Origin of the sequence: Arthrobacter sp. S2(2024) (assembly GCF_036662515.1) — a bacterium.
In the GTDB taxonomy this organism is placed as follows: Bacteria; Actinomycetota; Actinomycetes; order Actinomycetales; family Micrococcaceae; genus Arthrobacter.
The window spans coordinates 1-24,136 of the sequence record NZ_JAYKZI010000021.1; the positions used below are offsets into that span (position 1 = coordinate 1).

Sequence of the window (24,136 nt, forward strand, 5' to 3'; positions counted from 1 at the left end):
GTCGCGGACGATCTGCAGTGCGTGCTCGTCGTTTTCGGCGAGGTGGTCCGTCACACCGGAAATCCGCGAGTGCACGTCGCCGCCGCCGAGCTCCTCCGCGGTCACGATTTCACCGATAGCCGCCTTCACCAGCGGCGGACCACCCAGGAAAATGGTGCCCTGGTTGCGGACAATGACGGTTTCGTCGCTCATGGCGGGAACGTAAGCGCCACCGGCCGTGCAGGACCCCATGACTGAGGCGATCTGCGGGATCTTCGCCGCTGACATCCTCGCCTGGTTGAAGAAGATCCGGCCAAAGTGCTCCTTGTCCGGGAACACCTCGTCCTGCTTGGGCAGGAACGCTCCCCCGGAGTCCACGAGGTAGACGCACGGCAGCCTGTTCTCCAGCGCGATCTCCTGNTGAAGAAGATCCGGCCAAAGTGCTCCTTGTCCGGGAACACCTCGTCCTGCTTGGGCAGGAACGCTCCCCCGGAGTCCACGAGGTAGACGCACGGCAGCCTGTTCTCCAGCGCGATCTCCTGGGCACGACGGTGCTTCTTCACCGTCATCGGATAGTAGGTGCCACCCTTGACCGTGGCGTCGTTGGAAATCACCAGCACCTGGCGGCCATGGACCAGGCCGATGCCCACAATGACCCCGGCACCGGGCGACTCGTTGTTGTACATCCCGTTTGCCGCCAGCGGCGCGATCTCCAGGAACGGGCTGCCATCATCCAGCAACTGGTCGATGCGCTCACGCGGCAGCAACTTGCCACGGCCCACATGGCGCTCCCGCGACTTCTCCGGCCCGCCCAACGCGGCGTCAGCCAGCCTGGACCGGAGCTCGGAGGCCAGCACGAGCTGGGCCTCGCGGTTCGCGGCATAGGCGGCGCTGGCGGCGTCTACCTGGCTGACAATTGTCTTCATTGATACGTATCCATTCCGAGTCGTGGGGCACGACGTCTAATACTGATTGGTACTAAATGCTGCGTTCTCTACCGCGGTACTCTTCCTGAACCGGCCTCGCACAGTGTCGATGTGAATGCCTTGTCCACGCGTCCGGTGGCTTCAATACCCTGAGGGCACCGGAACGTCTGGGGTGCCTTAGACCATCGCGAGGACCATACCCGGATCGGCCAGCATGGTCCCGAGGTCCTGGAGGAACCGCGAACCCTGCTCGCCATCGACCAGGCGGTGATCAAAGGACAGACTCAGCGTCATGACCAGGCGCAAGGCAACCTCGTCCTTGTACTCCCACGGCATCTTCCGGACCGCACCGAGGGCCAGGATGGCGGCCTCGCCCGGGTTCAGGATGGGCGTGCCCGCGTCAATGCCGAAGACGCCGATGTTCGTGATGGAGATCGTGCCGCCCGAGAGAGCCCCGGGACCCGTCTTGCCGGCACGGGCCGTGTCCGTCAGTTCCGTCAGCGCGGTGGAGAGCCCCAGGAGGGACAACCGGTCCGCGTCCTTGATGTTCGGGACCGTCAGCCCCCGCGGGGTCGCGGCCGCGATGCCCAGATTCACATAGTTGAACTGGACGATCTCCTGGCTGGCCTCGTCCCACCGGGCATTGAGCGTCGGGTGGTTCCGCAGCGCGATCAGCACCGCCTTGGAGACCAACGTCAGCGGCGTCAGCTTGTACCCAGCGAACACACGGCTGGCCTTAAGCCGTGCCAGGAGCTCCATCGTAGGGGTGACGTCAACGGTCAGGAACTCCGTGACGTGCGGTGCGGTGAAGGCACTGGCCACCATGGCGGCGGCCGTGAACTTCCGCACGCCCTTGATCGGGGTGCGGGTCTCCCGCTCGCCCTTGGTATGGGGCCCGATAGCTTCCGCCTGCGTTCCGACGCGTTCCTGGGCGGCCGCCGGCAGGTCCCCGCCGCCGACGACGTTCCGGACATCGTCACGGGTAATGAGCCCATCTTCCCCTGTGCCGGTCACAACCTCGAGGTCGACGCCGAGATCCTTGGCCAGCTTGCGCACCGGCGGGGTGGACCGCGGACGATCGACGGGTGGCGCTACGACCATCACCGGGGCAACTCGTTCGGGACGCAGGGCGGCGAGCGTGCGGGCGCGGCGGGCGGGCCTGCCGGAGGCTTCGAGGACAGCGCCGTAGCCCACCAGGTTCGGCTCGCGCTTGGCGTCCGCCGCGTCAGGCGCGGAACCCCCGGCCCCGTCGTCCTCAATCTCAAAGGAGACGATCGGCTTCCCAACCTCCACTACCGTGCCGGGCTCTTCGTGCAGGGCTGCGACCACGCCGGCGAACGGCGAGGGCAGTTCGACGACGGCTTTGGCCGTCTCCACCTCGGCGATGATCTGGTTGAGCGTGACGGTGTCCCCTACCGCGACCTTCCAGACGATGATTTCCGATTCGGTCAGTCCTTCGCCGAGGTCCGGCAGCCTGAATTCCTTGATCATTGGGGCGCTCATCCTTCCACCCCGCTGAGGGAGTTGGGGCGGCCCAGGGCTTGGTCGACGCCGTCGAGGATCCTGTCCAAGCTCGGCAGGTGGTGCATTTCCAGCTTGGAGTACGGGTACGGGACGTCGAAACCTGTCACCCGGACCGGCGCGGCCTCGAGGTAGTAAAAGCAGCGTTCGGTGATGCTCGCGGTAACTTCGGCACCGAGCCCGCCGGACTGAGCGGCTTCGTGCGTGATGACCAGCCGGCCGGTCTTCCGGATCGAGGCCTCAAGGGTGGCGAAGTCCAGCGGGGCCAGCGAGCGGAGGTCGATGACCTCGACCGAGACGCCTTCGTCCGCGGCCGCTAGGGCGGCGTCGCGGGCGGTCTTGACCAACGGACCGTACGCCACCAGGGTGACGTCCTTGCCCTCGGTGACGACGCGGGCCTTTTCCATGGACGGCGCAGTGCTCAGGTCGAGGGACTCGTCCACCACGCCCTTGTCGTGGTAGCGCCGCTTGGGCTCGAAGTAAAGCACTGGATCATCGGAGGCGACGGCCTGCTGGATCATGCTGTAGGCGTCCTGCGGGTTGGAGACGCTGATGACGCGCAGCCCGGAGGTGTGCGTGAAGTACGCCTCCGGGGACTCGGAATGATGTTCCGGCGAGCCTATCCCCCCGCCGAAGGGCACCCGGATGGTGATGGGCATCCTGACTTTGCCCTGCGTCCGATAGTGCAGCTTGGCTACCTGGCACACGATCTGGTCGAACGCGGGGTAAATGAACCCGTCAAATTGAATCTCGACAACGGGGCGGTAGCCCCGATAGGCGAGGCCAACGGCGCTGCCCATGATTCCGGCTTCCGCAAGGGGCGTATCGATGACCCGATGACTGCCGAAGTCTTTCTGCAGTCCATCGGTTACTCGAAATACGCCACCCAGTTTACCGATGTCTTCTCCCATGAGTACGACCTTTGGGTCGTCCTCCAAGGCCCTGCGCAGGCCGGCGTTGATGGCTCGGCTGAAGGTCATGGTGCTCATCGGTCTATCCCTTCACTGCTGTCAACCGGGAAGGAGTCGAGGTATCGGGCGTAGTGTTCCTTCTGCACATCCAGTGACGAATTTGGCGTGCTGTACACATGGGCAAAAACATCCATAGGTAAGGGGTCCGGCATGTTGATGCAGGCTTCACGCATTTCCTTGGCAACCGCGTCCGCCTTGGCAGCGACGGAAGCCTCAAGTTCCGGCATGAACATCCCTTCGTTTTCCAGGAGGGCTGCCACCCGGGCAATTGGGTCTCTGGCCGCCCAGATCTCGAGTTCGTTTGCGTCTCGGTAGCGGCCTGGGTCATCAGCGGTGGTGTGTGGGCCCATGCGATACGTGACTGCCTCGATAAATGTCGGGCCGCCTCCGGTTCGAGCCCGGTGCAGGGCGACACGCGTGGCGGCCATAACTGCCAGGACGTCGTTGCCGTCCACTCGCAGGGACGGGATGCCGAATCCGGTTGCCCGGGATGCGATGGGAATCTGCGACTGAAGCCCTACAGGTTCTGAGATCGCCCAATGGTTGTTCTGGCAGAAGAAAATCACGGGCACCTGGAAACTGGCAGCGAACACCATTGCCTCGTTTACATCGCCTTGGCTTGTCGCGCCGTCGCCGAAGTAGGCAACGGCGACAGAGTCCGCGCCGTCGTTCTTGATGCCCATGGCGTAGCCGGTTGCGTGCAGTGTCTGAGCGCCGATAATGACTTGGGGTGTAGCCATATTCACTTCAAAGGGATTCCATCCCGAGTGTGCATTGCCACGCCACACTCGGACGATGCCCCCGTAATCTACTCCCCTGCAATAGGCGACGCCATTCTCCCGGTAGCTGGAAAAGACGAAATCGTCGCTCCGTAGCGCCCGAGCCGATCCAATCTGTGCGGCCTCCTGGCCAAGAAGCGGCGGCCAGAGGGCGAGTTCCCCCTGCCGCTGGAGATAGGTGGCTTCCGTATCGATCCGGCGGATGACAATCATGTCTTCGTACAGCGAAGCAAGCTGCACGTCGGAGACGTCCTGTACCCACCGATCGAAGTCCGGATGTCCCACCCGATCACCTGCAGGGCTGACCAGCTGAATGAGCTGAGTGTCCCCTCTCATCTCCGAATCCTGTCGACTTGCGGAAAGGTTCAACTCATCTAAACGCAAAGTTCACGCACCCTTTTGTCTCGACCTATGAGGACCCGAATCTTCGATGGTCCTGATGCGCGGGCTGTTGGCCCTGCACCTGTGACCCTACTCACGCGTTTGAACGCCTACAACACCCCGACGCCGAGGTGGACACGGTGCCCAATAACAACATCCTGGGTTGGGTGCCACTGAGCACCATGTACGTGTCACCCGGTTACGATGGTCCGCTTTTCGTCATTCTCTGCGGCGGGAGCGAGGTGACAAAGAACGGAAAATAGCCGGAATGAGGACGCCTCGAGCTATGTCCCTCACGTCACGGCTGCCGGGCCAGTGGCCACCTTGGGCGAGAAGGCAGCGGCAACCGCAATCACTCGTTGCCAGACGTGAGGATGCCGCCGATGGTTTCGGTGTGGTGTTCGCGGCGGAGTACATCGTCGACGAGGGCAATGTAGAAGTTGAGTTTCCCGAGATCATGAGCAGCTGCGCATATTCGGCTGCTCGGGTTTGATTTTTCCCGCCTTCAGTTCCACCACAACGCAACTGGGTAGCCGCACTAACTTACTGCTGTCAGGGCACATGGTCTAAGCAAGTCTTCTGCGAGTCACCACAGCATGCGACACGGCAACCGCGTGTCGGGAAAACGCGCTGTGACTCACGCTCGTCTGGCTCGGGCAGGAATTATCCAAAGCTCACTGGACAATTGGCGGATGCCGACCACTGCGATTACGGAAAAGTGGTCCTCGTAGGATCACGATTCCAATTGACGAAAGGTGGGTTATCGGCGTTCAAAGCGCGGGAGTAGAAGTGGCTGCGAGAACTCCCGCGCGTGGCCCTTTCGGCTCTTTCGGAATTCTGCTCAGTGGATGGTGCCAGCTAGTATTTTCATGGCGGGGCTCCCTCGCCGCCGAAACTTTGCCCGGTCTGACACCGCTGGCGCAAGGTTAGGGCTTCCTGTGTTTGATGGCTTGGTCCACTAGTTCAGTCATCCACGGCCGGTGGCCGCGCTGGAACACGATACCCTCGGGTAGTCCCTTTACGGACGGGACCGACCTGGCAATATCAATGGTGATCCTGCCGCCAGCCAAGGGCGCGTTGGTAATGTGCAGATCGCCATAGGAATCCGGCAGTGCAGGATCCATCCACAGACCACCGCGGGACACATGCGTGTCATATCCCATCAGGCTGGTCACCAGCAGTATCGGCGACGTTGCAGCCCATGCCTGGGGTGAGCACGCCGTCGGATACGGCACGGGCTCGGACATCACGTTGCGGCTGAAGCCGCAGAACAGCTCAGGCAGCCTGCCGTCTGAATACTCCGCCGCTTCCAGCAGAGCCGTGGAGATCCGCTGAGCCTCCGTCACAAATCCACAGCGCATCAAACCAGCCTGGATAATTGCATTGTCATGCGGCCAAACGGAGCCATTGTGGTAGCTGGCGGGGTTATAGGCACCCATATCACTTGCCAGAGTCCGTACTCCCCAGCCGCTGAACATCTCCGGGGACATCAGGCGTTCAACCACCAGCGGCGCCTTGTCCTCATCCACGATGCCCACCCACAGACAGTGACCCATGTTGGAAGCACACGCGTCGACCTGTCGCTTCTTACCATCGAGGGCGATGGCGTAGTACCCGCGCTCAGGCATCCAGAACTGCTCGTTGAATTGCTTCTTCAATTGCGCCGCCCGTTGAGCGAGCTCTGCCGCCAGGGTCGCATCACCTGCGTCATACGCCATCCATGAGCGCGCCATATAGGCGTCGTAGACATAGCCCTGCACCTCGCAGAGCGCGAGGGGCCCCTCGGCCAACGTACCGTCGGCGAAGCTGATCCCGTCCCAGGAGTCCTTCCAGCCTTGGTTCTGGAGCCCCTGGGGGTTGAGGCGCTCGTACTCGACGAAGCCGTCGCCATCCTTGTCCCCGTAGTCACGGATCCAAGCCAGTGCGCGGTCGGCGTGGGGCAAAAGGGCCGTAATAGTTTCCCGGGCGAATCCCCAACGGCTTACGGCACCGAGCACAACTACAAACAGCGGCGTCGCATCGACGCTGCCGTAGTAGACCGATTTTCCGCCCAGTGACAACCCGCTGGAGACATCGAGCCTAACCTCGTGCAGGATTTTGCCCGGTTCTTCCTCACTCATAACGTCCACCACGCTGCCCTGGCGGTCAGCCAGCGTCTGCAGCGTACCCAGAGCCAAAGAGGGATCAACAGGGAGCGCCATCAGTGAAGCCCAGAGCGAGTCGCGGCCAAACAGCGTCATGAACCAGGGCGCTCCGGCGGCAACCATTACACGGTCGCTATGGTTCGGATCCTCGATTCGGAGGGCTCCTAGGTCGTCGTAACTACGGCGCAACGTCCGTTCGATGGAGCGGTTTCCCATATGCAGCACCGGAATTCTGGCCACCCACTCCCGTCGGCGCCGGTCGCTCGGGGACAATCCGTCCCCGTCAGCGTGAATGAACGACGGCGGGGGCGGACTTGTTGCGTCGGTACTCGGCACCACCGTGAGGATGGTACTCCACTGGCTGTGGGCATTGATGGCCACCGAGTAGGTCAAGGTGCTCAGGGTGACATCTGCTCCCGGAGCATGGACAATAATGCCCTTCCGTGTGTCTTGCCAGGCAGCCCGGATGGCCAAGGAATCACCCTCCACGTGCCGGGTTTCTTCCCACTGGCGCTGAATACGTGCCTCCTTCACTTCGAAAAGATCCGCGAAGTCAGCGTCAACCTGCATTGAGATGAGACATTCGGCCTGCTTCATCGGGTAGTTGCGTATGGTGATCTGCTCCTGGATGCCTGCCCCCACTTCGCGCAGCCGCTCAACGACCAGCGGGCTGTCCGCGTATCCGTCCGCCCGGGGAACCCTGCAGATAATTAATGTTCTGTACGGTTCTTTAGTCTCAGCCGCCAAGGGCTCAAGTGGCTGGCCGTTTACGGCCACAGTCCAGCGAGAGAGGATGCGGGTGTCGAGGACGAAAAGACCGTGGGGATGTTCGGGATGTATGTCCCCGTTCGGCGAGGAGATACAGAAAGATGATCCCTCGACCAACGTAATCGTCCCGGCTCACAAGGGACCGGCCGCTGTGTCAGCATTCCATCCAGCCATGCCAGCCCCTTCTACACGCTAGCGCCAGCTTCCTAAACCCCGAGATCGGGCCACACATCTCCCCTACTCTCGGATCGACGCTACTCCTGATCCCTCGCGCCTGCCAGAGTCAGGATCTCCGTGGAACCAGACCGAGGCGTCAGGTTCCTGACGGGAATAGACGCGGGGTTAGGTAGGGAGACCATCGAAGTGGAACCACGGCATGATGGCGGGCTCGGCGTTGGAGACATCGTCGAGGACGATTTCAGTGACGACCTCCGTTTGGTACTTCTTGACGAGCGCCCTTCACGGAGTCCTTGATTTTCGGGCGGGACCAGGCCAAAAAAGCCGCAACGCAGACTTCCCGTCCCCTCCCCATTCATCTGCGGCCGGGGCTGTTCATGCAGCTCGAACTTGAATACGACACGCACAGCGAAATCATCGCCACCGATGATGATTTCCTGACCGCGCCGGGGCCTGTCCTCTTCGACAGCATCTACGACGGCGAACACTACGACGCCCGCCAGGAAGTCCCCGGCTGGTCTGCCCCGGGCTTCGATGCATCCGGGTGGGCCGGCGTGGAAGTCATCGACTGGAACCTGGACACGCTTGAGGCCTCGACAAAAGAGCCCGTCCGGCGCATCGAGGAACTCTCCGTCCAACGACTCCTCACGACGCCGGCGGGAAAGACCATCGCCGACTTCGGCGAGAACCTGGTCGGCTGGGTCCGCCTCAACGTCCAAGGGGACGCCGGCGCCACCGTCACTCTCCGCCACGCTGAGGTCCTCGAGGACGGGGAACTGGGCGTACGACCCCTGCGCACCGCCAAGGCAACTGACACGTACACCCTCCGCGGCGGCGGCCCCGAGATCTGGGAACCGCGCTTCACCTTTCACGGGTACCGGTACGTCGAGATCGACGGCTACCCGGGGGAACTGACCCCTGACAAGCTCAGGGCCGTGGTCATCCACACCGACATGGCCCGCACGGGCTGGTTCGAATCCTCCAACCCCCTGCTGAACCAGCTGCACAGCAACACTGTCTGGTCCATGAAAGGAAACTTCGTCAGCCTTCCCACCGACTGCCCCCAACGGGACGAGCGCCTCGGCTGGACCGGTGACATCAACGTCTTCGCCCCCCACCGCCGCCTACCTCTACGACGTCCGCGGCGTCCTGGGCTCCTGGCTGCGGGACCTGGCCCTGGAACAGAAGCACAAGGGCTACGTGCCCATGGTCATCCCGGACTTCCAGACCCACGCCGCCCCAATGACCACCGCCGTCTGGTCCGACGCCGCCGTCCTCGTGCCTTGGACCCTTTACCAGGCCTACGGCGATGAGCAGATCCTCGCCCACGCCTACTCATCGATGGCGGCGTTCACCGACCAGGTTCAAGGACTGTTGAACCCGAACGGGCTGTGGGACTCCGGCTTCCAGTTCGGCGACTGGCTCGACCCGGACGCACCACCGGAAAACCCGGGCCAGGGCAAGACCGAACCGCACCTTGTTGCCGCAGCCTACTTCTGCCGCGTCACCGAGGTCATGGCAAAAACCGCCGGAATCCTCGGCTACCGGGACGACGAAACCCGCTTCGCGCAGCTGGCCAAAAAGGTCAAGAAGGCGTTCCTGGACGAGTATGTCGCCCCCTCGGGGCGCCTCGTCAACGGCTCCGCCACCGCGTATGCACTGGCCATCACCTTCGACATCCTTGACGCGTCCCAGAAAGTTCGGGCCGGGGAAATGCTCGCCACCCTGGTCGCCAAGGCAAAACACACGATCTCCACCGGCTTCGTCGGCACCCCAGTGCTCTGCGACGCGCTGACCCAGACCTGGCACCTGGACGACGCCTACAAGCTCCTGCTCAACACTGAGTGCCCGTCGTTCCTGTACCCGGTGACCATGGACGCCACCACCATCTGGGAACGCTGGGATTCCATGCGCCCCGACGGCACCATCAACCCCGGCGGCATGACCTCCTTCAACCACTATGCCCTCGGAGCTGTCGCCGACTGGATGCACCGCACCGTCGCCGGCCTCGCACCCGCCGAGCCCGGATACAAACGGATCCGCTTCGCCCCGAAACCTGGCGGCGACCTCACGAGCGCCTCCGCATGCCACCTCACCCCTTACGGCCTGGCTGCCATATCCTGGCGGCTCGACGCGGACGGCGCCGTCGCCCTCGACGTCACAGTTCCTGACGGAACCACCGCGGAAGTCATCCTTCCGCTGCATCCGGAAAACCTGGCAGTAGAAGTCGAACCCGGTACGCACAGCTGGAGCTACCAACTTCCCCAGGGATACAACGACCGCCCTGACTACAGCCTGGACACCACCTTCGGAGTCCTCGCCCAGGACCCGGACGTCTGGGAGAGCTTCTACGGAACATTCGCTTCCTATTTCCCGGGGGTACCGCTGGACGCCAACAACCCCGATGCGAAGAACCTGACCATCCGGGCCATGCTCGGCATGATCCCGATGAGCCCCGCCGGCTTCTCTGAAGCCATCGAAAAAGTCCTGCAAGACGCAAACGAGGTAACCGCATGACCCGCCAAAGCGCCAACACGACAACCGAGCCATCCACCAACACCCTGAGCCTTGAGGAAAAGGCATTGCTCCTCTCCGGCCGTGACTTCTGGTCCACCGCACCCGCTCCAGGAGTCCCTTCCATCGTCATGGTGGACGGACCCCACGGCGTCCGACGCCAGGAAGGAACGGCTGACAACCTGGGCTTCAACGACAGCCTTCCCGCCACCTGCTTCCCACCCGGAACAGCTTTGGGCTCAAGCTGGGACCCCGACCTCGTAGAGGAAGTCGGCAAAGCCCTGGGCAGAGAAGCCGCTCCCTCGCGGTCAATGTTCTCCTGGGTCCGGCCATCAACATCAAGTGTTCCCCCCTGTGCGGGAGGAACTTCGAGTACCTCTCCGAAGATCCCCTCGTCACCGGAGTCCTGGGCGCCGCCTATGTCAAGGGCGTCCAGAGCCAAGGCATCGGCACGTCAGTGAAACACTTCGCAGCCAACAACCAGGAAACGGACCGAATGCGGGTCAGCTCCGACGTCGATGAGCGGACGCTGCGCGAAATCTACTTCCCGGCCTTCGAACGGGTAGTCCGCGACAGCGACCCGGCCACCGTGATGTGCTCCTACAACCGCATCAACGGAACCTACGCCTCAGAAAACCAGTGGCTCCTCACCGACGTCCTGCGCACAGAATGGGGCTTCCGGGGCGCCGTCGTCTCAGACTGGGGCGCCGTCACCAACCGCACCGCTGCCCTCAAGGCCGGACTTGACCTTGAAATGCCCGGAACCGACGGCGCCACTGTCGCCGAAATCATCGCCGCCGTCGAAGGCGGCGCACTGGCGGGCGAGTATGTTGATGCCAGCGCCGCGAGGATCGCCGCACTGCCATCCACGACGCCTCGACCGCGTTCGACGCCGACACGCACCATGCCCTCGCACGACGGGCGGCCGGAGCATCCATCGTCCTGCTCCGCAATGAAAACAACGTCCTCCCCCTTGACTCAGATATCAACGTCGCGGTCCTGGGCGAATTCGCTCAAAAGCCTCGCTACCAGGGCGGCGGCAGCTCCCACGTCAACGCCACCCGCGTCGACGTCCCCCTCGACGAACTCCGCCTTGCCCTGGGCGAAGGGCGCGTGCACTACGCGCCAGGTTATGGTGCGGCCGGTGCGGACTCTACAGCCGCCCTGGTGCGGGAAGAGGCAGTGGACCTGGCACGACGGGCCGATGTCAGTGTCGTATTCGTCGGTTTGGAAGAGAAAGAAGAATCCGAAGGCTTCGACCGCACCCACCTTGACCTTCCGGCTGACCACGTCGCACTCATCCGCGCGGTCGCCGCAGCCAGCCCGCGTACCGTCGTCGTTCTCTCCAACGGCGGTGTGGTGACTCTTGAACCGTGGCATGACGATGTCGATGCCATTGTTGAGGGCTGGGCCTTGGGCCAGGCGGGAGGCGGAGCCCTCGCCGATGTCCTGACCGGACGGATCAACCCCTCAGGCCGGCTCGCCGAAAGCATCCCCTTCAGGCTCAACGACACCGCGCCCTTCGTCAACTTTCCCGGCGAGGCAGGCCACGTCCGCTACGGCGAAGGCCTCGTCGGATACCGCTACCACGAGACCGTCGATGTGCCCGCCCGGTACCCGTTCGGGCATGGCCTGAGCTACACCACCTTCACATACTCCGACCTGACTGCTATGCCGACCGGAGTGGACACCGCAAGCGTCCAGGTCACCGTCACCAACACCGGGAACCGGTCCGGGGCCGACGTCGTCCAAATCTACGTCGCCGCGCCCGAAGGACCCGTCCGGAGGCCAGTGCGCGAACTGCGGGCCTTCCAAAAAGTTGCCCTCGAACCGGGCGAATCCCGCACCCTAACCTTCGAACTGGTCCGACGTGCATTCGCCTACTACGACATCACCGACAGCCGCTGGGCAGTCACCTCCGGCCAATATCGCGTTGAATTGGGCCGTTCCTCCCACGACATCGCCGCACGAAGCACAATCCACCTTGACGGGAACCTGGGCCGCCCGTCCCCGCTGACCCTCGCCTCCACGGTCGAAGAATGGTTCACCCACCCCGTCATCGGCGCCATGCTCATCGAGGGTATCTCCGCGTCCATGGCTGAGGAACAGCGCGCCGCAGCCGCAGGGATGCAGGACGGGCTGAAGATGGCCTATTCCATGCCCATGAACCAGTTCGCGAAGTTCCCTGGCGTCAACATCCCCCTGGACTCCCTTGAACAGCTGATCGAAGCCAGCAAGGAGCCCACGTTCCAGTGAAGCAATCACAGAAACTGAAGAAAAGGGTCTTCCTCACGGGAGCCACCGGAAACTGGGGACAGTACATCCTGCGCGAGTTCGCACGGCGTGCTGACCGGTTCGACGTCCTCGCCCTGGTCCTGCCAACACCAAAAGACACCGCCGCTATCCGCCAGTTCGAGGACATGGAAAATCTCAGCGTCGTCTTTGGCGATGTCACGGACTACCCCCACCGTGCTCTCCTGCGTGACCGGGACAGACTTTGTCCTGCACACTGGCGCGGTAGTCTCCCCGTTTGCCGATGACCACCCCGAACTGACGCACGCGGTCAACGTCGGCGGAGCCAGGAACATCATCAGAGCCATCAAAAGCCAGCCGGAACCGGACGCCATCAGGCTGGTCACCATCGGGACCGTCGCTCAAAGCGGGGACCGGAACCCGCCCCACCACTGGGGCCGGGTCGGCGATCCCCTGAGGGTTTCGCACTACGACGAATACGGCCAGAGCAAAGTCATCGCCGAACGCGAACTGATCGACTCCGGCCTCAAGCACTTCGTCTCACTGCGCAAGACCGGAATCTTCCACCCCGGAATCCTCGAAATCAGGGACCCAATCATGACCCACTCGCCCTTCGCCGGAGTCATGGAATGGGTCTCAGTGGAGGACGCCTCACGGCTGCTTGCCAACATCTGCGAAGACGGCGTCACCCAGGACTTCTGGGGCGGCATCTACAACATCGGCGGCGGCGACGGCTGGCGGCTGACCAACTGGGAACTCCAACTGCAGATCACCCAAGCCGTGGGGGTCAAAGACCCCCGACAATGGTACGACCGGAACTGGTTCGCGACCGGAACTTCCACGGGTTCTGGTTCACCGACTCCGACCTGCTGGAATCCCTCGTGCCCTTCCGCCAGGACACCTTCCAGAAGGCTATGGACCGCGCCATCGCTGCCACACACCCCAGCGTTCGGCTCGCAGGCAAAATTCCTGCCCCCGTGATCAAAAACTTTGTCATGAAACCGCTGACCAAAAAGCCACGCGGAACAATGTCCTGGATCGAAGCCAACGACCAGGCCAAGATCAATGCCTACTTCGGATCCAGACAGGAATGGGAAAGCATCGGCGACTGGTCCACGTTCTGGCCAGCCCATCCAGAAAACGAACCGCAGTTCCTGGACCACGGCTATGACGAAACCAAGGACCGTGCGGACTGGACACTTGGCGACATGGAGAACGCGGCGAATTTCCGCGGCGGCAGTCTGGTTTCCGGCTCCATGGCCACGGGCGACATCACGACACCGCTGGCTTGGGAGTGCGCCGCGGGGCATTCATTCCAGGGCAGCCCCCGGCTCATCCTCACCGCCGGGCACTGGTGCCCTGAATGCGTCCAAAAACCAGCCGATTACGCTGCTCAGGCACGATCAAACAGGTTCCTTGCGCAGCTCGAAACCAAAATCGCCGCGTCCGCCTGAAAGCTACGGCTACTCCGGCAAGGGCCCCGACGAGATGCCCGTTATCCAGATAGGACCCCGACAATGACCAAGAGTTCCGACTCCCGCCCCGCTGCTTTGCCACCAGCACACACCGGCGGCACGGGGCCGCCTTCAAGGGATAACCGTCGCCAGCCAACCATCCTGGATGACTCTATTGTCGGCCGGCACGGAGCAATCTCCGTCCGGCGATACGAGCCAGCAGCGCCCGTGCCTGGAGCAGAAACTATAGTGTGGCTTCACGGCGGTTCGTTCTCACACGGTGACCTCGACCAGCCCGAATCCCACGCTCCGGCCCTGGAGCTTGCCGCCGCGGGCCACATCGTCGTCGCGGTGGACTACCGACGCGTCCCACCATGGAGCTGGGCACGCAAACCAAAGCCCGGAACATTTGGCGGAATCCGCTTCCCCGTGCCCGTCGATGACGTCATCGACACCTTTGAGCATGTGCGCGCGGAAACCACTACTGGCCCGGTTGCTCTCGGCGGCGCCAGTGCGGGTGCGTGCTTGGTGGCGGGGACTGCACTCCGCCTTCACCGGGAGAGCTATGTCGGGCCAACGCAACTCGTGCTGGCCTACGGCACCTTTCACGCCGTTCTTCCGTCAATTTCAACGGAATTGCGATCGAGAATCCGCGGACGCCACGGGCTAATGCAGTTCAAGCCAGGCCCGGTCGAGAAAATGAATCGCAACTACGCAGGCTCCCTGGAGCAGATGAGCAATCCGTATGCATTCCCTGGCGGCCACAACCTGACTGGATTGCCGCCGACGCTGCTCGTTGACGCGGATCGCGACTCCCTCCGCGCCTCCGGTGGCGCATTTGCGCAGGAACTTGCTCGTGCCGGTGTCCCGGTCGATTATGAGATAGTCGCTGAAGCCACCCATGGATTCCTGAACCGGCCCGGGACAGCGCACTTCAACACCGGAATCGGCGCCATGGTCCGGTGGCTCGGCTCGCAGCCAAAGAAAAGAGCGCAAAATAGTTCATCGCGAAAGGCGCGCTTTCCATCGGCTGAACGTTGACGACGGCAAGCGCCAGGTTCGATGGGGATCCTAACCGAGGAGACATGGCGGACCTGACGCCCACCTCCCGTTCTCCTCCGACGACTGCGAAGTCGAGATCGAATAAGGCCACGCATGTAGCCGGACTTGTGGAGTCCGGAAAACCTGCCACAGGGGCAGGGAGTTGGCCCAGTTACGTACTCCCCAGCTGAAGGCTGCATCACAGCAACGTCTGCGGCGTATGCAGCGCGATGCGCTGCCCCTGTTCCTACAGCGGATGCCAGATCAATCGGAAGTTGGTGAATAGGAGGCCCATGCCTGGTATGCCAACCAGAAGGCAGAGAGGTCCCCTGATGATGAGATATCTCTGCCGGTGATGTCCTTGATTTTGGCTAACCTGTAGGACAGGGTCTGGCGATGGATACCGAGTTGCGTGGCTGTTTCGTTCCACCTGCGGTCGTTTGCAAGGAAGGCGAAGAGTGTCTCACGCAAGGCTGAGGTTTTGGCGTCCGGTGCAGCAAGGTCACCAAGCACTTGCTGCACAATTGCTGACGCCTCTTTCCTCGATCTCGTCAGTAGAGAAATTGGTACGCCAGCGAAGTCGAGCCACTGGTGATTTGCTCCACCGGAAGACAAGACTTTGTGGGCTTCCTCTGCAGCGAACTTTGCGTCCCGGAGATCAATATGTGTCGAGGACGCAGCGGCTCGAATTCCCAGCCCTTCCAGGAGCTGCCGGACGTCCTTGCGTATTTTTTCGGGCATAAGAAGAAAGAAGGAATTGCGTCCAGGGCCGGCCAGCACTGGCATGCCTCCGATCGAGACCGCCCTGGCGGCTTTGGGCCCTTGGTCTGTCGCGATCGCGACCATCTGATATCCGGCCGCAATGGCACCTGGCTTTAGAACAGCATCGAGATTATCGGGTATGCGGCCTTCCAGAAGCGCTTCGAGCGTGTGTGCGGAGCGTTCAGCTCGTCCTCTGATCGAACTCAGAAGCTGGCTCACTGCGACGTCGATAACCTGCAGGACGTGGATCAGCAGGAAGCTACTGATTTCCTCCCCGGGAAACTCGGTGATTCTCAGCTTTACCTTGGCATCCCCGGGAAGAGAGTAAGAACGCTCGCGAGCCTTCACCAACATCGTGGCAAGGAGCGGCCCCTCAATGATTGTCAGGCCAGTCTGGGTGTCAAGCACGCTGAGCCTCGCCCTCAATAGTGCCTGAAGATCATCCATCAAACGCTTCGGATCGGCGTGGGCATATGTAGAAAGCTGGTAAAGCTTGCTCAATTTGAGCACCTGCAGTGTCTGCGTGGAGGCTGTCGCTGCAGCAACCGTGCGGCCTATGGCGGCAAATGGCGTCTCCTCATTGGCAAGCAGAACGGGGAATCCTCTTAGATCGGCCTCATCCAAAAGTTCCTGGGACAAGGGCGGCAAGCTCGGGTGATCCCCCAAGGTCACGCCGGCCAACCCTGCTTCGTCCAATTTCCTGACGAAGTCCCGTTGCTCCTCCGCCTCCCGCGGCACGCACAGGCCGACGGTCATGAGTAGTTCGTGAGGTCCCAGCCAACGATCCGGATCGCTCAGTTCGCAACTGTGGGCCCAAAGCACCTGCCGCTCAAGGCCGTTCGCCCCGGCCAGGAGTCGGGTTCCTAAACTCTGGGTGCTTACGAGGTCATTCACGGTCAACACAGACTGGTCCACAGCCAAAATGTTACTACCAAACTAAATGATGGCGAAATTCTTGTATTCGTACGATAAAGGTTGCATTTTCTGGTCATTACTGTGAGTTGCACGACATATGACCAACCATCAAAGGAGATGACACCCCATGGCCCCAAGCAACGTGCTTGCTGATGATTTGTGGATCGGTGTACAGCCGGTAATTGCCGCGAAGAGGTCACCGTCGTGGCGCGCCATGGAGGCTGGGCAATGAGCCTACTGCGCGAAGGCGGCAGCGTTGCCGTGCTCGGCGCCGGTCTTGCCGGTCCCTCCAACAACACCGTGTTGGGAAGCATGGCCGAAGTCCCCCACGACGACATCGAGACAGTCATCGCCAACGCTAACTCCGCGCAGAAGCTCTGGTACGCGAAGACCGTCCTCGAACGGGCCGAAATCCTTCACGAGGTCGCAGCAGAGATCAAGAAGGTCAGCCCGGAAATCGCTGAATTGCTGACCCTTGAAACCGGCAAGCCCTATAAGGAAAGCGCAGATGAGATGAGCTGGTCCGTCTCGGCCGTTGACTACTATGCCGAGCTGGGCAGGCATTCAATCGGTTCCGTGCTTGGCTCGACGATCCCTGGGCAAACCCATTACACGCTCAAGGAACCTATGGGTACTGTCGTGAGCATTCTGCCCGCGAACTTCCCGATTCTGCTGCTCATGTGGTCTGCGGCGGCAGCGCTGGCCGCCGGTAACTCGGTCATCGTCAAGCCCTCGGAGACCGCGTCCTTGACGACACTTTCGTTCATGCGTGCCTTCGACGCTCTTCCGGCCGGCCTGGTGTAGTGTGTAACCGGCGGGCCAGATGTTGCCAAGCAGCTTGTCTCCCACAAAAACACACACATGATTGCATTCACCGGCAGCGTCTCCACTGGCCAGGCTGTCTCCCGCGCCTGCGCCGAGCACTTCAAACCGCACCTCATTGAAGCTTCTGGGAGTGACGTCTTCCTGGTCATGCCCTCGGCACCGATCGATGTGGCGGCACGGGCGGCCACCGTTGCCGCCTTCTTCAATGCAGGTCAGGTATGCACCTCGGGTGAAAAGTTCCTTGTCCACGAGGACGTCTATGACGAGTTCATGGAAGCCTTCATCGCCAACGTGAAGAGGCTTCGCATAGGACACGGCCTCGACAAGGTTGACCTTGGTCCTCTGGAAACCGCCCGTGAGCTCGACCGCGTTGAGGCCATCCTCGCCCGCGCGGTGGAACAGGGCGCGACAATCACCCTCGGCGGGAAGCGTCTGAACCTTGGCGGGAAATTGGAAAACGGCTTCTTCTTTGAACCGACCATCCTCGAAGGTCTGCGCCCGGACATGGACATCTTCACCACCGAGGTGTTCGGGCCCGTTGCACCTGTTTACAAGGTTTCAAGCTTCGAAGAAGCCCTGAAGATCACCAACGACTCCCCCTTCGGCCTCGGCTCGACACTGTACTCCAAGGACGTGGAGGAAATCTCCCGGGCAACCAACGAAATCGTCGCGGGCATGGTCTGGATCAACGCCCCGATCCTCGACAACGACGCAGGACCCTTCGGCGGACGCAAGATGTCCGGCATCGGACGCCAGCTGGGTGCCGAGGGCCTGGACACGTTCCGCCACACCAAACTTGTCATGATAGACCCGGCCGCAACCAGCCATGACTTCTGGTGGTTCCCGTATCAGGACGATGAAGCCTGGAAGGGGGCAAACAACGAGACGGCCGAGACCGAAGAGGAACTGCCCGTCCACCACTTCGCACCTGCCGCGTCCTGACCGCCAACCCAGCGCATCATGCATTGAATGGAACCCGGCTGCTGCCAGGCCGGGTTCCCTCCTCCCCCAGGACGTGTCTGATTTCAGTCGAAGCAGCACGCGCGCAAATAACTTGCTGGGGTCTTGCCCGCCTTTCCAGCGGGGCTGCAGCTGGGGTACCGAGCCCCTGAGTCTGTGACCAATCACATCCCGGCCACCACACTCATTTCTAAAGGAAACCATCATGATCTCCACGATCAACCCGGCCACGGGCGAACAACTTCAGTCCTTCGATGCACACTCGAACCGCCAGGTTGATTCCATCCTGACCACAGCAGTCGAGGCCCAAAAAGCGTGGAGGCTTGTGCCAGTGGAAGACCGGGTGCAAATACTGCGCAACACCGCCAAGGTCCTCCGTGAAAACCTTGCGGACTATGCACAACTCATCACCGTCGAAATGGGAAAGCCGATAACCGAGGCACGCGCGGAAATTGAGAAGTGCGCCCTAACCGCGGATTACTATGCTGAGAATGCCCCGCGCTTCCTGAGCTTCGAAAGCATTGAGACCGGCGCCCATGACAGCGGAGTCGTTTTCGAACCGTTGGGTGTGGTGCTAGCGATTATGCCCTGGAACTATCCGTTCTGGCAGTTCTTCCGCTTCGTCCTCCCGGCACTCGCCGCCGGCAATGGGGCAATTCTCAAGCACGCCAACAATGTTCCCCGGTCGGCGCTGGCCGTCCAAGATGTTCTCGACAAGGCGGGCTTGGCCCCAGGCCTTTGCGCTACCATCCTCGTCGAACCCGAACGGGTGAGTGCCATAATCGCAGATGACCGGATAGCGGCCGTGACGCTCACGGGTTCCACTCAAGTAGGCAGCACCGTGGCCGCTCGCGCCGGCGCTGCCTTGAAAAAGCAAGTACTGGAACTTGGCGGTTCGGATCCGTTTATCGTATTGGCCGATGCGAATATCAAGGAGGCAGCCCGGGTTGCGGTCAAAGCCCGGTTCACGAACGCCGGGCAAGCCTGCGTGAACGCCAAGCGCTTCATCGTCGACGAAGAAATTGCGGATGAGTTTGTTGCCGAGTTCGTGATCCGGGCACGGGAGCTTGTGCTCGGAGATCCCTCAAATCCAGCCACGGATATTGGGCCGATTGCCCGCGAAAACCTTCGCGCTACGCTCCATGATCAGGTCCAACGCACCCTAGAAGCAGGCGGACGCCTTCTGCTCGGGGGTGAAGTTGTTGATGGGCCCGGGTTCTACTACCCCCGACCATCATCGACCGCGTCAAACCAGGTCAGGCGGCTTTTGACGAGGAGACCTTCGACCCTGTCGCAGCGATTACCCGCGTCTCGTCCACCGAGGAAGCAATCGCCTTGGCCAACCAAACGGAATTCGGCTTGGCAGCCGCGCTGTGGACTCAGGACATTGCCAAGGCACGTGAGTTGTTGCCCCGAATTGACGCTGGCGCTGTATTCGTCAACGGCATGGTTGCCTCCGATCCCCGTTTGCCCTTCGGAGGCATCAAGAAGTCGGGCTACGGTCGCGAACTGGGTCCTCAAGGCATCCGCGAGTTCACGAACACTAAAACGGTCTGGATTGGCCCCAGTTTGGAGGAGGGGTAAGGGAATGGAGGTTCCGTTGAAGCGATCGAAGAGGCACTTCCCTGGCACATCAAGTCTCCAGGCCCCGATGTTGCCCCGGCAAACGAAGTGCAGGACTGGGACGATCTGATTCCTGGAGACCTGGTGCAGATTCTTACTGAATCCGGCACAATCAACCGCGCGGTCGTCGATACCATCAGCGACGATGGAAGCATTATTTGGCTTAGGAACGAACCAATCGGCCACCGTTCCCTGCATCTCAAAACTGACCCGGTCTTGTTGTATCGGCGGTAAGACCACTGATACCGGGCAGCAGCAGCTCCGACCCCTTCGGGTCGGAGCTGCTGCTGTGTCAGGCGCAAGCGGCTTTGGGCGGGACTACGGGAATGACTCGTGGGTTCCAGAGACCCTCCACGCCTCCCATCGCCAGCTCCGAAGCGTCTTGCCTGTTGTGGCCGCCGCCTTGTACGTCTCTTGGGTGGGCTTGGGATCCGGCACCCATCGACCCCAGGCTCGTCATCTGCCGCTACTGTGCAACGAAAAGTGGGACCGCCTACCATCCAGGTAAGCGGTCCCACTTCATTCGGATGAGGCCTGCAGTCATAAGTGCGGGCTACATCCTGTTCGTCGCCGCCAGCACGGGCCTTTGAAAGGGTTGCGAGAGCCTGTCAATGTCTGTGTCAACGACGACGAAATCCTGCCTCAGCCTTCCCGTGGCGTGCGCGACAGACGTTCGGCTGCAGCGACGACGTTCGCCAGCAGCATGGCCCTGGTCATCGGACCGACCCCTCCGGGATTGGGAGAAATCCAGCTGGCCACGCTGCCGGCATCCGCCTCGACGTCACCGCGGAGAGTGGCCTTGCCTGTGACCTCGTCGACCGTGCGCGAGACGCCGACGTCCAGGACAATGGCCCCGGGTTTTAGCTGGTTTGCCTTGACGCTGCCCGGAACCCCTACTGCGGCCACGACGACGTCTGCCCGGCCGATCAGTTCAGCGAGGTCAGCTGAGCCGGTGTGTGCCAGGGTCACGGTTGCGTTGATGGCTCTGCGGGTCAGCAGGAGTCCCAGCGGACGGCCGACGGTCACTCCGCGGCCGATTACCAGTACTTCGAGGCCCTTGAGGACGATCCCGTGCCTATTAAGAAGTTCCACGATCGCATTGGGAGTGCACGGCAACGGTGAGTCGAGTTCACCATTGACCGTCAACACGAGCCGGCCGAGGTTGGTCGGGTGCAGTCCATCGGCGTCCTTGTCTGGAGAAATTTTTTCCAGCACGGCGTTCTGGTCGATGTGCGGAGGCAACGGCAGCTGGACTATGTAGCCTGTCGTTTTCGGGTCGTTGTTCAGTTCCTCCAGTACGGCTTCCAACTCACCTTGGGAGATGGAGGACGGGAGGTCCCTCCGGATCGACTCGATGCCGACTTCCGCGCAGTCACGGTGTTTTCCTTCCACGTAGGAGTGACTGGCAGGGTCGTCCCCGACCAGGACAGTTCCGAGCCCGACGGTTCCGCCGTGCTCGTTGAGTGTGGCAACGCGGGCGGCCAATTCGCTCTTGATGGCGCGGGCAGTCGCTTTGCCGTCGAGGATGCGTCCCAAGCTGCCCGCTTCGTTGGGCGCCTCCACTAGGATTTCCGACATGTGAGTTTCCTTTCGAATGGTCTTCTGCTGCAAGCGCGAACGAGATTCTCTGCGTGCGCCTGAATGGCTTGGAGGGATATGGGCCCCTTAGCCGCGGAGCCGTTCGCCTTTGGGGTCGTAGAACGGCCGTCGTGAAACTGTGGCTGCGTAGTTGCGGCCCTTGCATTGGACTTCAAAGTCTCCTGAGAGGTCAGTCTCGGGGGCGATGGCTGCGAGGCCGACTGCGCGGCCGAGGGTGTGGCCGTAGCTGCCGCTGGTCATCCGTCCGACAGGTACACCGTTGCAGTAGACGGTCTCATCGTGGACAAACACGGGCTCCGGGTCCTCCAACGCCACATAAACCGTGCGGTGTTCTGGTGCAGCGGGGTCCAGCTTGAGCAGCGCGTCCCTTCCAACGAAACCCCCTGGCTTGTCGAGGGCCACCGTGAAGCGCAGACCTGAGGAGTAAGGGTCGTCGATGGGGCCAATGTCGTGACCGAGGTGCCTGAAGCCCTTTTCGCTGCGTAGCGAATCCAAAGCATGGTAGCCGGCCATTTTGATGCCCAGGTCCTGGCCGGCTTTCCACAGCGCATCAAAGACGTTTACTGCCAGGTCGGCGCTGGGATACAGTTCGTAGCCGAGTTCCCCGATGAAGCTCACCCTGAGGCTGTAGGCGTAGCCGTCCGCGATCTCCACCATCCGTCCGTGCGTGTACTCCTGGGCCTCGTCGGACCAGTTCTCAGGTGAAACCCTGGAGAGCAGTTCCCGGCTTTTTGGACCCATGACTCCGATCGTGGCAAGCCCGGCAGTGCAATCGAAAACAGCCGCTGCCTTGCCTTCCGCGAGCCGCTGAAGGTAGGCCAGTGTTTTCTGCTGGGTAAAGGATGGCGTTACTACTAGGAACCGGTTCGTACCGAGGCGAGTGACCGTGCCGTCAAGTTCGATCCCGGCAGCATCGTTGAGGAACAAGGTGTATACGGCCTTGTCGAGCTGCACGTCGACGTTCGCCGTCGTCGCTTTCTGGCACACCGCAAGGGCGTCAGGACCGGCAACTTCAAACTTTGCGAATGGGCTGAGGTCGAAGAGAACTACGCCTTCACGGGCTGCCTTGTGTTCGGCGGCGACCCGATCAAACCAGGTCGGACGGCCGTAGCTGTAGTCATAGCTGGGAGTCGTTCCAGCTTCGCCGTACCAGTTGGCCCGTTCTCCGCCGTTGACTTCACCGAAACAGGCTCCAAGTTCTGCCAGCCTGGAATGCAAGGGGGTGCGGCGAACGTTCCGTGCAGTTTCCATCTGCAGACTTGGCCAGTGCATGGCATACAGCCTGCCCAGGCCTTCTTTGGTTCGCGCTTGCAGGTAGCTGCGGTTGTTTTGGTGCTTTGAGAAGCGCTGCACGTCCACAGTGGAGGAATCGAAGCCAGGGGTTCCTGAAATAACCCAGTCCGCCAGTTCTTTGCCCACACCAGGGGCATAGATGATTCCTTGTGAGTTGAAGCCTGCCGCAACGTACAGGTTCGGGATTTCCGAGGTCTCACCAATGGCGAAATTGGCGTCAGGGGTGAAGCTCTCCGGGGCGTTGAGGAATCGGTCATACCCGGCCTCCCTCAGGGTTGGGATGGTAACTTCGGCCTTCGCCCTGATTGGGGCGAAGTGGTTCCAGTCCGGCTCAAACTCGGCGAATCCGTTGGCGGGAATGTCCTCGACCGGTCGGGGCAGGCCGTCTGGTTCGAATGCTCCCACCAGGAGACGACCAGCCTCGTGGCGCAGGTAGTAGCTGCTGTCCAGATCCCTGAACACGGGCAACGACGGCACCGCGCCATTAATGGGCTTGGAGCGGACGTGAACGTGTTCGGCGGCGTACAGTGGCACGTTCACCCCTGCCGTTGCCGCAAGTTCCCGGGTCCAGAGCCCGCAGGCAAGAATCACGCGTTCGCAGTGCACAGTGCCCTGGCTGGTGAGGACACCGACCATTCGCTGCCCTTCGCGCAGAATCCTTTCCACCGGGACGTCCTCGCGGATCTGCGCGCCCAGTTCGTAGGCCAGCTTGGCGAAGGCTATGGTTGCGTGCCCAGGGTTGATGTGTCCGTCGTCCGGCAGCAGAAGTGCGCCAAGGACCCCTTCGTGGCTGGCCAGCGGCCATACTTCCTTGAAGCGTTCGTCGGTCAGCCATTCCGTTCTGACACCTTGCTGGTCGGCGACGTCCTTGGCGTAGAGGATCTCGTCGACGCGCCCCGGAGTGCGGGCCACGCTGAGGGACCCTGAGCGTTGGAACGAGACGTCTACGTCGGACATTTCCTCGAGTCGGCCGTAGAACTCCAGCCCGTACTTTGCGAGCTTGGTCATGGTTGTCGAGCCGCGCGCCCCTGTCACCAGACCGGCGGCGTGCCATGAGGTTCCACTGCCAAGGACGTTGCTCTCCAGGACGAGGATGTCGCTCTCCCCCGCTGCGGCGAGATGATATGCGATGCTGGCGCCTATGATGCCGCCACCAACGACGACGGTCCGCACTCGTGCGGGCAGGGGGTCGTGGGAGGTGTCCGTAAATGCTTTGGCGCTGATGCTGCGGTCGACAAGCCTGTCCATGTG

General features: G+C 61.8%; 13 protein-coding genes and 5 pseudogenes. 9 read left to right on the plus strand and 9 right to left on the minus strand.

From position 1 onward, the window contains the following. From VLA65_RS22070 to VLA65_RS20900, 6 genes and pseudogenes are all read right to left on the minus strand, one after another. A pseudogene (locus VLA65_RS22070) lies at positions 1-399 on the minus strand (carboxyl transferase domain-containing protein); the annotation flags it as partial. 14 nt (positions 400-413) lie between these two features. Continuing rightward, a pseudogene (locus VLA65_RS22075) lies at positions 414-905 on the minus strand (carboxyl transferase domain-containing protein); the annotation flags it as partial. A gap of 177 nt (positions 906-1,082) precedes the next feature. Continuing rightward, positions 1,083-2,408, minus strand: coding sequence for a dihydrolipoamide acetyltransferase family protein (locus tag VLA65_RS20885; protein ID WP_332603636.1), 1,326 nt, complete (start codon positions 2,406-2,408; stop codon positions 1,083-1,085). Next, a complete protein-coding gene (locus VLA65_RS20890) occupies positions 2,405-3,415 on the minus strand; it encodes an alpha-ketoacid dehydrogenase subunit beta (RefSeq protein WP_332603637.1) in 1,011 nt (336 codons plus the stop codon). Before VLA65_RS20890 ends, VLA65_RS20885 begins: the two co-directional genes overlap by 4 nt. Then, positions 3,412-4,512, minus strand: a complete 1,101-nt coding sequence (pdhA, locus tag VLA65_RS20895) for a pyruvate dehydrogenase (acetyl-transferring) E1 component subunit alpha (protein ID WP_332603653.1) — start codon at positions 4,510-4,512, stop codon at positions 3,412-3,414. The genes VLA65_RS20890 and pdhA overlap by 4 nt, the downstream gene beginning before the upstream one ends. A 971-nt stretch (positions 4,513-5,483) precedes the next feature. After that, on the minus strand, positions 5,484-7,592 hold the full coding sequence (locus VLA65_RS20900; RefSeq protein ID WP_332603654.1) for an amylo-alpha-1,6-glucosidase: 2,109 nt from the start codon (positions 7,590-7,592) through the stop codon (positions 5,484-5,486). Positions 7,593-7,939: 347 nt separating this feature from the next. Between VLA65_RS20900 and VLA65_RS20905 the strand changes: the two are divergent. The 7 genes and pseudogenes from VLA65_RS20905 to VLA65_RS20935 all read left to right on the plus strand — a co-directional run. Continuing rightward, positions 7,940-8,695 (plus strand): annotated as a pseudogene (locus VLA65_RS20905) (family 78 glycoside hydrolase catalytic domain); the annotation flags it as partial. Between the two features lie 43 nt (positions 8,696-8,738). Continuing rightward, entirely contained in the window at positions 8,739-10,163 is a 1,425-nt protein-coding gene (locus tag VLA65_RS20910) for an alpha-L-rhamnosidase-related protein (protein WP_332603638.1), read from the plus strand. A gap of 349 nt (positions 10,164-10,512) precedes the next feature. Continuing rightward, positions 10,513-10,959, plus strand: a pseudogene (locus VLA65_RS20915) (glycoside hydrolase family 3 N-terminal domain-containing protein); the annotation flags it as partial. 185 nt (positions 10,960-11,144) lie between these two features. Continuing rightward, positions 11,145-12,416, plus strand: a complete 1,272-nt coding sequence (locus tag VLA65_RS20920; RefSeq protein ID WP_332603655.1) for a glycoside hydrolase family 3 C-terminal domain-containing protein — start codon at positions 11,145-11,147, stop codon at positions 12,414-12,416. Between the two features lie 192 nt (positions 12,417-12,608). Beyond that, a complete protein-coding gene (locus tag VLA65_RS20925) occupies positions 12,609-13,394 on the plus strand; it encodes an NAD-dependent epimerase/dehydratase family protein (RefSeq protein WP_332603639.1) in 786 nt (261 codons plus the stop codon). Further along, positions 13,391-13,867, plus strand: a complete 477-nt coding sequence (locus VLA65_RS20930) for a hypothetical protein (protein ID WP_332603640.1) — start codon at positions 13,391-13,393, stop codon at positions 13,865-13,867. Before VLA65_RS20925 ends, VLA65_RS20930 begins: the two co-directional genes overlap by 4 nt. 63 nt (positions 13,868-13,930) lie before the next feature. Further along, positions 13,931-14,908: an alpha/beta hydrolase gene (locus VLA65_RS20935; RefSeq protein WP_332603641.1), complete on the plus strand. Its 978-nt coding sequence runs from the start codon at positions 13,931-13,933 to the stop codon at positions 14,906-14,908. A gap of 264 nt (positions 14,909-15,172) precedes the next feature. Here the strand turns inward: VLA65_RS20935 and pmfR are convergent, their stop codons facing one another. Further along, positions 15,173-16,585 carry a transcciptional activator PmfR gene (gene pmfR / locus VLA65_RS20940; RefSeq protein WP_332603642.1) on the minus strand — a complete coding sequence of 471 codons (1,413 nt, stop codon included), beginning with the start codon at positions 16,583-16,585 and terminating at the stop codon, positions 15,173-15,175. Positions 16,586-16,813: 228 nt separating this feature from the next. On the opposite strand from pmfR, the pseudogene VLA65_RS20945 reads away from it, so the two are divergent. Further along, a pseudogene (locus VLA65_RS20945) lies at positions 16,814-18,352 on the plus strand (aldehyde dehydrogenase family protein). Positions 18,353-18,575: 223 nt separating this feature from the next. Further along, a complete protein-coding gene (locus VLA65_RS20950; RefSeq protein ID WP_442880360.1) occupies positions 18,576-20,063 on the plus strand; it encodes an aldehyde dehydrogenase family protein in 1,488 nt (495 codons plus the stop codon). Between the two features lie 572 nt (positions 20,064-20,635). Here the strand turns inward: VLA65_RS20950 and VLA65_RS20955 are convergent. Together VLA65_RS20955 and VLA65_RS20960 are read right to left on the minus strand one after the other, a co-directional pair. Next, positions 20,636-21,571, minus strand: a complete 936-nt coding sequence (locus VLA65_RS20955) for a bifunctional methylenetetrahydrofolate dehydrogenase/methenyltetrahydrofolate cyclohydrolase (RefSeq protein WP_332603643.1) — start codon at positions 21,569-21,571, stop codon at positions 20,636-20,638. 87 nt (positions 21,572-21,658) lie between these two features. Next, positions 21,659-24,133: a GcvT family protein gene (locus VLA65_RS20960; protein WP_332603644.1), complete on the minus strand. Its 2,475-nt coding sequence runs from the start codon at positions 24,131-24,133 to the stop codon at positions 21,659-21,661. Between the last annotated feature and the right edge of the window lie 3 nt (positions 24,134-24,136).

Excerpts from the sequence above, each read along its gene's own strand:
- VLA65_RS20885 (WP_332603636.1), bottom strand. The coding sequence starts at position 2,408 with ATGAGCGCCCCAATGATCAAGGAATTCAGGCTGCCGGACCTCGGCGAA.
- VLA65_RS20890 (WP_332603637.1), bottom strand. The coding sequence starts at position 3,415 with ATGAGCACCATGACCTTCAGCCGAGCCATCAACGCCGGCCTGCGCAGG.
- pdhA (WP_332603653.1), bottom strand. The coding sequence starts at position 4,512 with ATGAGAGGGGACACTCAGCTCATTCAGCTGGTCAGCCCTGCAGGTGAT.
- VLA65_RS20925 (WP_332603639.1), top strand. The coding sequence starts at position 12,609 with ATGTCACGGACTACCCCCACCGTGCTCTCCTGCGTGACCGGGACAGAC.
- VLA65_RS20935 (WP_332603641.1), top strand. The coding sequence starts at position 13,931 with ATGACCAAGAGTTCCGACTCCCGCCCCGCTGCTTTGCCACCAGCACAC.
- VLA65_RS20950 (WP_442880360.1), top strand. The coding sequence starts at position 18,576 with ATGATCTCCACGATCAACCCGGCCACGGGCGAACAACTTCAGTCCTTC.
- VLA65_RS20955 (WP_332603643.1), bottom strand. The coding sequence starts at position 21,571 with ATGTCGGAAATCCTAGTGGAGGCGCCCAACGAAGCGGGCAGCTTGGGA.
- VLA65_RS20960 (WP_332603644.1), bottom strand. The coding sequence starts at position 24,133 with ATGGACAGGCTTGTCGACCGCAGCATCAGCGCCAAAGCATTTACGGAC.